The organism is Streptomyces flavofungini (genome assembly GCF_041028215.1).
GTDB classification, from domain to species: domain Bacteria; phylum Actinomycetota; class Actinomycetes; order Streptomycetales; family Streptomycetaceae; genus Streptomyces; species Streptomyces flavofungini_B.
The window spans coordinates 1-7268 of record NZ_JASKYR010000404.1 but is presented as its reverse complement, the minus strand read 5'-3'; the positions used below and the strand labels follow the sequence as shown (position 1 = coordinate 7268).

General features: G+C 74.9%; 6 protein-coding genes. 4 read left to right on the top strand and 2 right to left on the bottom strand.

Annotated features, from left to right (window positions below; all coding sequences use genetic code 11):
- Positions 1-327 (top strand): PDZ domain-containing protein (locus tag AB8Z36_RS25080; RefSeq protein ID WP_369215636.1); only part of this gene is annotated, 327 nt, incomplete at its 5' end.
- Positions 328-433: 106 nt separating this feature from the next.
- Positions 434-1558 carry a M24 family metallopeptidase gene (locus AB8Z36_RS25075; protein ID WP_369215637.1) on the top strand — a complete coding sequence of 375 codons (1125 nt, stop codon included), beginning with the start codon at positions 434-436 and terminating at the stop codon, positions 1556-1558.
- A gap of 22 nt (positions 1559-1580) precedes the next feature.
- On the opposite strand, the gene treZ is transcribed toward AB8Z36_RS25075, so the two are convergent.
- A complete protein-coding gene (gene treZ / locus AB8Z36_RS25070; protein ID WP_369215635.1) occupies positions 1581-3326 on the bottom strand; it encodes a malto-oligosyltrehalose trehalohydrolase in 1746 nt (581 codons plus the stop codon).
- Between the two features lie 143 nt (positions 3327-3469).
- On the opposite strand from treZ, the gene AB8Z36_RS25065 reads away from it, so the two are divergent.
- Positions 3470-4021 (top strand): FHA domain-containing protein, encoded by a 552-nt coding sequence (locus AB8Z36_RS25065; protein ID WP_369215634.1) that lies wholly within the window; start codon positions 3470-3472, stop codon positions 4019-4021.
- On the opposite strand, the gene treY is transcribed toward AB8Z36_RS25065, so the two are convergent.
- The gene (treY, locus tag AB8Z36_RS25060; RefSeq protein WP_369215633.1) at positions 3981-6428 is read right to left on the bottom strand and encodes a malto-oligosyltrehalose synthase; all 2448 of its coding nucleotides are present in this window, start codon (positions 6426-6428) and stop codon (positions 3981-3983) included. The two genes, AB8Z36_RS25065 and treY, sit on opposite strands and share 41 nt — an antisense overlap.
- 81 nt (positions 6429-6509) lie before the next feature.
- Here treY and AB8Z36_RS25055 point away from each other — a divergent pair.
- On the top strand, positions 6510-7268 hold a 759-nt coding region (locus tag AB8Z36_RS25055; protein ID WP_369215632.1), incomplete at its 3' end, for an MFS transporter.

Genomic DNA, 7268 nt, shown 5'->3' with positions numbered 1-7268 from the left:
CCCCCAGCCTCGGCATCGAAGCCGCCGACGCCCCTCGTGGCCCCGCCCCCCCCCCCCCCCCCCCCCCCCCCCGGAGGCGTACACGCCGACGCCCCTCGTGGCCCCGGCGCCCTCGTCGTCGGCGTGTACGCCTCCGGACCCGGTCACCGCGCGGGCCTCGCCCGAGGGGACACCCTGCTCGCCTTCGGCGGGGCCCGTATCCGCTCGGCGGCCGACCTGGCCGCGCGGGTCGCCGCCGTACGGCCGGGCCGGGCGGTGACGGTGACGGTCCGCCACGCCTCAGGAGGACGGCAGACCCTGCCGGTCAGGCCAGGGGTGGTGACCTGAGCGGCACGCGCCGGGAAACCGGTTCGCGGTGGCAGCCGGTGGCGGGCAGGATGCCGACGTGGACATGGTCGACGTGGACATCAAGGTGGACATCAAGGAGGCCCTCATGGACGGCGCGCCCAAGCCCTTCACCGCCGACGACTACCGGGCCCGCATGGAGCGCGCCGCCGCCACGGCCGCCGACGCGGGCCTCGCGGGCGTGCTCGTCGCCCCGGGCCCCGATCTCGTCTGGCTCACCGGTTACCGGCCGACCGCGGACACCGAGCGGCTGACGCTCCTGGTGCTCACCCCGGGGCAGGACCCCGTACTCGTCGTACCGGCGCTGGAGGCCGCGGACGCCGCACGGGCCGCGGGCACGCCCGCGCTGACGCTGCGGGACTGGACCGACGGCAAGGACCCGTACGCGCTGACCGCGCCGCTCCTGGAGGGCTCGGGCCGGTTCGGGGTGAGCGACAACGCCTGGGCCATGCACCTCCTCGGCTTCCAGAAGGCGCTGCCCGGCACGTCGTACGTGTCGCTCACCGAGGCCCTTCCCATGCTCCGCGCGGTCAAGGACGCCGCCGAACTCGAACGGCTCGCGGCGGCGGGCGCGGCGGCCGACGCGGCGTACGAGGAGATCCAGCGGGTCCCCTTCGCGGGCCGCAGGGAGACCGACGTCGCCGCCGACCTCGCCGGACTGCTGCGGCGGTTCGGGCACTCCCAGGTCGACTTCACCGTCGTCGGTTCGGGGCCCAACGGCGCCAACCCGCACCACGAGGCGGGCGAGCGCGTCATCGAGGACGGCGACATGGTCGTCCTGGACTTCGGCGGCCTGCTGCACGGCTACGGCTCGGACACCTCCCGCACGGTCCATGTGGGCGAGCCCACCGGCGAGGAGCGCCGCGTCCACGACATCGTGCGCGAGGCCCAGGCCGCCGGGTGCGCTGCGGTGCGGCCCGGCGCGGCCTGCCAGGACGTGGACCGCGCGGCCCGCGCCGTGATCGAGGAGGCGGGCTACGGGGAGTACTTCATCCACCGCACGGGGCACGGCATCGGCGTCACCACCCATGAACCGCCCTACATGATCGAGGGCGAGGAGCGCCCGCTCGTGCCCGGCATGTGCTTCTCCGTGGAGCCCGGCATCTATCTGCCGGGCCGCTTCGGCGTGCGCATCGAGGACATCGTGACCGTCACCGACGACGGCGGGCGGCGGCTCAACACCACCGCCCGCGAGATGGCGGTCGTCGGCTGATCCCGCACGCCGCGACCGTCGTTCAGAGGGCCGACAGGACCGCGCAGGACTCCCCGGGCAGCCGCAGCACCCCGTCCGCGCCCGGTGTCCCGACGGGCTCCCAGGCGGCGAGCACGCGCGCGTGGGTGCCGCTCAGCGGGACGGCGACGGGCTCCTCGCCGAGGTTCACCACGATCCGCAGGTCACCGCGCCGGCACGCGAACCAGCGTGCCCGCTCGTCGTAGGCGACCCGCACCGACGCCAGATCGGGGTCGGTCAGGTCGCCGCGGGCGGCCCGCAGCGCGATCAGCTCCCGGTGCCAGGCCAGCAGGCGCGCGTGGTCGCCGCCCTCCGGCTCGGACCAGTCCAGGCAGGACCGGTCCCGGGTCGCCGCGTCCTGCGGGTCGGGGATGTCCTCCTCCGCCCAGCCGTGCTCGGCGAACTCCCGGCGCCTGCCCCGGCGTACGGCCTCGGCCAGACCGGGGTCGGTGTGGTCGGTGAAGAACTGCCACGGGGTCGACGCCCCCCACTCCTCGCCCATGAACAGCATGGGCGTGAAGGGGCTGGTCAGCGTGAGCGCCGCCGCGCAGGCGAGCAGCCCGGGGGAGAGCGAGGCGGAAAGCCGGTCCCCCTGTGCCCTGTTGCCGATCTGGTCGTGGGTCTGGGCATAGCCGAGGAGGCGGTACGCGGGCGTGCGCGCCCGGTCGACGGGGCGTCCGTGGGACCGGCCGCGGAACGAGGAGTAGGTGCCGTCGTGGAAGAAGCCGCGCGTCAGGGTCTTGCCGAGCGCCGCGAGCGGGGCCCGCGCGAAGTCCGCGTAGTAGCCCTGTGCCTCGCCGGTCAGGGCGGCGTGCAGGGCGTGGTGGAAGTCGTCGTTCCACTGCGCGTGGAGACCGAGTCCGCCGCTCGCGCGCGGGGTGATGAGACGGGGGTCGCCCAGGTCCGACTCCGCGATCAGGGCGAGCGGCCTGCCCAGCTCCGAGGCCAGCGCGTCGACCGCCGTGGACAGTTCCTCCAGGAAGTGGCACGCGCGCGTGTCGACCAGCGCGTGCACCGCGTCGAGCCGCAGCCCGTCGAGCCGGTAGTCGCGCAGCCAGGCCAGGGCGCTCCCGGTCAGATACGCCCGCACCTCGTCTGACCCGGGCGCGTCCAGGTTGACCGCCGCGCCCCACGGCGTCTGGTGCGTGTCCGTGAAGTACGGCCCGAATGCGGGAAGGTGGTTGCCCGAGGGGCCCAGGTGGTTGTGGACGACGTCGAGGACGACGCCGAGGCCGAGGGCGTGCGCCGCGTCGACGAAACGCTTCAGCGCCTCGGGGCCGCCGTACGGCTCGTGCACCGCCCAGAGCGACACCCCTTCGTAGCCCCAGCCGTGGCGGCCGGGGAAGGGGCAGAGCGGCATCAGCTCCACATGCGTGACACCGAGCTCCGCGAGGTGCCCCAGACGCTCCGCCGCCGCGTCGAGCGTGCCCTCGCGCGTGAAGGTGCCCACGTGCAGTTCGTACAGGACCGCCGAGCGCACCCCGCGCCCGGCCCAGGGCGCCCGCCACGCGTACCGGTCGTGGTCGACGACGGCGCTCAAGCCGTCGGGCCCGTCGGGCTGGCGCCGCGAGCGCGGGTCGGGCAGCACGGGGCCGCCGTCCAGCGAGAATCCGTACCGCGTCCCGTCGGCCGCCTCCGCGTCGGCCGACCACCAGCCGGGACGCCCGGCCACGCGCTCCATCGCGCGCGTGGCACCCGCGCACTCGAGAACGGCCTCCCCGGCCTCCGGCGCCCACACCTCGAACCTCACCGACGGTTCCCCCTCGTCCGCTGTCCGACACACCCGGGTCCCATGGTGCGTCAGAAGTCCCTGCTCCGTGGGCCGAAGTGATCGATCGGCCGCCACCCGGCCCATTCTGGACACCTGGGGCGGCATTGCCCGACAATCGGCAGGTGACATCCTCTTTCGAGTTCTCCACGTACCCCGCGCGGGTGACGGACGTCGAGCGCGACCGGGCGCTGGACGCACTCAAGGAGGGCGCGGCCGCGGGCCGGCTCTCGCACGACACCTTCGTGCGGCGCATGGAGCTGGTGCTCGCCGCCCGCAGGCCGGACGAACTGGCCGCTCTCACCGCCGATCTGCGCGCGGAGAAGCCGTGGACGCGCAGGGTGCTCGGCGGTGTGCGGGCCGTCTCCGGCTTCACCATCAAGCTGCGCAGGGCCTGGCAGACCGAGCGGCTGCCCAAGCTGCTCCTGCCGGCCCCCGACACCCCGCGTCCGCTCCTGATAGGCCGGGAGCCGGCCAATGGGCTCCGGCTCAGCCACGACACGGTCTCGCGTGTCCACGCCGAGCTGCGCCGCCAGGGCGGCATGTGGGTGCTGCGCGACCTCGGCTCGACGAACGGCACGACGGTGAACGGCCGCAGGGTGATCGGCGCCGCCGTCGTGCAGGACGGCGACCAGGTCAGCTTCGGGCAGATGAGCTTCCGGCTGGCGGTGGACTGAGCAGCAGCGCCACCGGTGAATCCGCGAAGAGCTCCGCCACGCGCGCGTGCCCCTCGAAGACACGCCCCGGGTAGAGCAGATCGGTCCACCGCCCCTTTGGAAGCAGCAGTTCCGTCTCCCGCCAGCCGCCCGCGTCCGCGAGCCGCAGCGACAGCCGCGTCGCCGCCGCCACGACCTGCCCGGAGCGCGCGAACGCCACGCAGTGCGGGGCCCCGGGGCCCTCGGCCGTCAGCGGTTCATAGGTCGCCGCCCCGCCGAACAGCTCGGGACGGCTCCTGCGCAGCCGCAGGACCGCCGCCGTCAGCGCCATCTTCTCCTCCGAGAGATCGCAGCGCTCCCGGCCCGCGTCGAGCCGCTCAAGGACATGCCGCTGGAAGCGGACGGGACGCCGGTTGTCCGGGTCGACGAGCGCGCGGTACTCGCCCTCCGTGCCCTGGTACACGTCGGGCACGCCCGGCGCGGCCAGGTGCAGCAGGGCCGCGCCCAGGACGTTGGCCCGTACGTGGGCGTCCAGATCGCGTGTGAACGACGCGACGGCGTACAGCGGCGGCCCGCAGGGCCCCGCCTCCACGAACGCCTCCACGGCCTTCTCGTAGGCCTCGTCGGGCTCGGTCCAGCTCGTGTGCAGGCCCGCCTCGCGCACGTGCTTCACCAGCGCGTTCTGGAGCCGGGTGTCGTACGGGAAGCCGAAGCCCACCGAGGTCTGCCAGGCCGCCCACGCCAGCTGCGGGTCCGGCGCGCTCGTCCCGCCGATCCGCGCGGTCTGCTCGGTCAGCGCCGCCAGCAGGTCCGCCCACCGGCCGGGGCACTGCGTGAGGACCGAGATGCCCGCCCGTACGTCCGCGCTCCGCTTGGTGTCATGGGTGGAGAGGACCGTGCCCGAGTAGGGCCAGTCGCGCTGCACGCGCGCGAAGTAGGCGTGGAACTCCTCCACGGAGACGGCCGGCCGCTCCGGCGCGCCGCCCACCTCCGCCGCCGAGAGCAGCGGCGCGTGCCGGTAGAACGCGGTGTCCTCCAGGGCCTTGGCCCGCAGCGCGGAGGCGACCTGCGCGAACCGCGCGCGGAACCCGGCCACGGCGTCCGCGCCGCCCGCCGCACCGGCCCTGCCCAGCGCCAGATCCCGCACCACCGTGACCGTCCCGGCCTCCTCCGGCACGGTGAAGGCCGCCCGCGCCTCGTCGGCCGCCCGCTCGGTGAGGACCGTCTCGGGAGCGGCGCCCCCCGCGACGTAGGGCCGGTAGACGGGCAGGCGCACCAGGAGCTCCCGCAGGGCCGTCCTGATCGCCCACGGCGCGTGGTCGCGGAGTCCGGGGTCGGCGGCACAGAGCGCGCTCGCCTCGCGCGTGAGGCGGTCGACCTCGGCGGCCAGTTCGTGCGTGACGACCCGGTACGCGGCGCGGCGGGCCGTCGCCTCCCACTCGCCGCCCCGGTCGGCGGGCGGCGCGGCGAAGCGCCGGTACTGGCCGAGCAGCTCTCCCGCGCCCGCCGGATCGGTGAGGACGCCGTCCAGATGGCGTAACGCGTCGTACCCGGTGGTGCCCGCCACCGGCCACGCCGCGGGCAGCCGCTCGCCGTCGGCGAGGATCTTCTCGACGACCGTCCAGCGTCCGCCCGTCGCCTCGTGCAGCCGCTGGAGATACGTCCCCGGATCGGCGAGACCGTCCGGGTGGTCGATCCGCAGGCCCTCGATCACGCCCTCGCGCAGCAGCTCAAGGATCTTCGCGTGGGTCGCGTCGAAGACGTCGGGGTGCTCGACCCGCACTCCGATGAGGTCCGAAATGGTGAAGAAGCGCCGGTAGTTCAGCTCCGTCCGCGCCAGTCGCCACCAGGCCAGGCGGTAGAACTGGGCGTCGAGCAGCCGAGGCAGCGGCAGGTTCTCCGTGCCCTCCCGGATGGGGAACGCGTGTTCGTGGTAGCGCAGGACGTCCCGCTCGACCCGCAGCACGTCCAGCTCGTCCCCGAGCCTGCCCCCGAGCACGGGCAGCAGGACGCGCCCGTCCCCGGCCGCCCAGTCGATGTCGAACCAGTGCGCGTAGGGCGACCCGGGCCCCTCGCGCAGTACCTCCCAGAGGGCGTGGTTGTGCCGGGGCACGGCCGCCATGTGGTTCGGCACGATGTCCACCACCAGGCCGAGACCCGCCTCCCGGGCCGTGCGCGCGAGGGCCCGCAGGCCGTCCTCGCCGCCCAGTTCCTCCCGCACGCACGCGTGGTCCACCACGTCGTAGCCGTGCGTCGAACCGGGCACCGCCTCAAGGACCGGCGACAGGTGCAGATGCGAGACGCCGAGGGCGGCGAGGTACGGGACGGCCGCCTCGGCGGCGGCGAACGGGAAGTCCGGCTGGAGCTGGAGCCGGTACGTCGCGGTCGGCTGGGGCGGCACCGCGGGGCCGGAAGGCTCAGGGGTCATGCGAAGGTACGTACCCGCCCGGACGGCTTTCGTGTCATCCGCTCATGCGTGTCCGCCCTACGCCATGACTAGCTTCGGGTGATGGCTGACAGCACGAGGGACGCGTACCGCACGGTGATCGGCATGACGGGGGCGCTGCTCGTCGTCCTCTCCTTTCTGGGGAGGCTCCCGGTGGCGATGATCCAGTTCGGCAGCGTGCTCCTGGTCACCGAGACCAGCGGCTCGCTGGCCACCGGTGGGGCCGTCGCCTGCGCCCTCGCGCTCGGCCAGGTGAGCTGCGGGCCGTTCGTCGGGCGCCTCGCCGACCGGCACGGCCAGCGGGCCGTGGTGCTGGTGTGCTCCCTCCTCAACGCCGTCGCCATCGCCGCCTACACCCTGGGCGCCGTCCTCGGCGCGGCGACGCCCGCCCTCATCGCCCTGGGCGCGCTCGCAGGGGCCACGATCCCCTCCATCGGCCCCCTCGCCAGGGCCCGCGTCGTCCCGCTGGTGCGCGCCAGGGGTGGCGACGACCGGCTGGCCGGCACCGTGCTCTCGCTGGAGAGCACCATGGACGAGCTCTCCTTCGTGCTCGGCCCCGCCCTCGTGGGCCTGGCGTCCGTCGCCGCCCATCCGGCCTGGGCCTTCGCCGCCGCCGCGCTCCTGGTCGCCGTCTGCGGCACGGGCTTCGCCCTGCACCCCACGGCGCGCACCGCGGGGGCCGGTCCGCGCGCGCCGCGGGCCCGGGGCGCGCGGCCGGGGCTGCCGGGCCCGGTGTACGTGGTGCGCGTGGGGCTCGTCTTCCTCGGGGTGCTGTTGGGTGCCTGCGGGGCCGGGATCACCGCGCTCACCGAGGAGCTGGGG

Excerpts from the sequence above, each read along its gene's own strand:
- AB8Z36_RS25075 (WP_369215637.1), top strand. The coding sequence starts at position 434 with ATGGACGGCGCGCCCAAGCCCTTCACCGCCGACGACTACCGGGCCCGC.
- treY (WP_369215633.1), bottom strand. The coding sequence starts at position 6,428 with ATGACCCCTGAGCCTTCCGGCCCCGCGGTGCCGCCCCAGCCGACCGCG.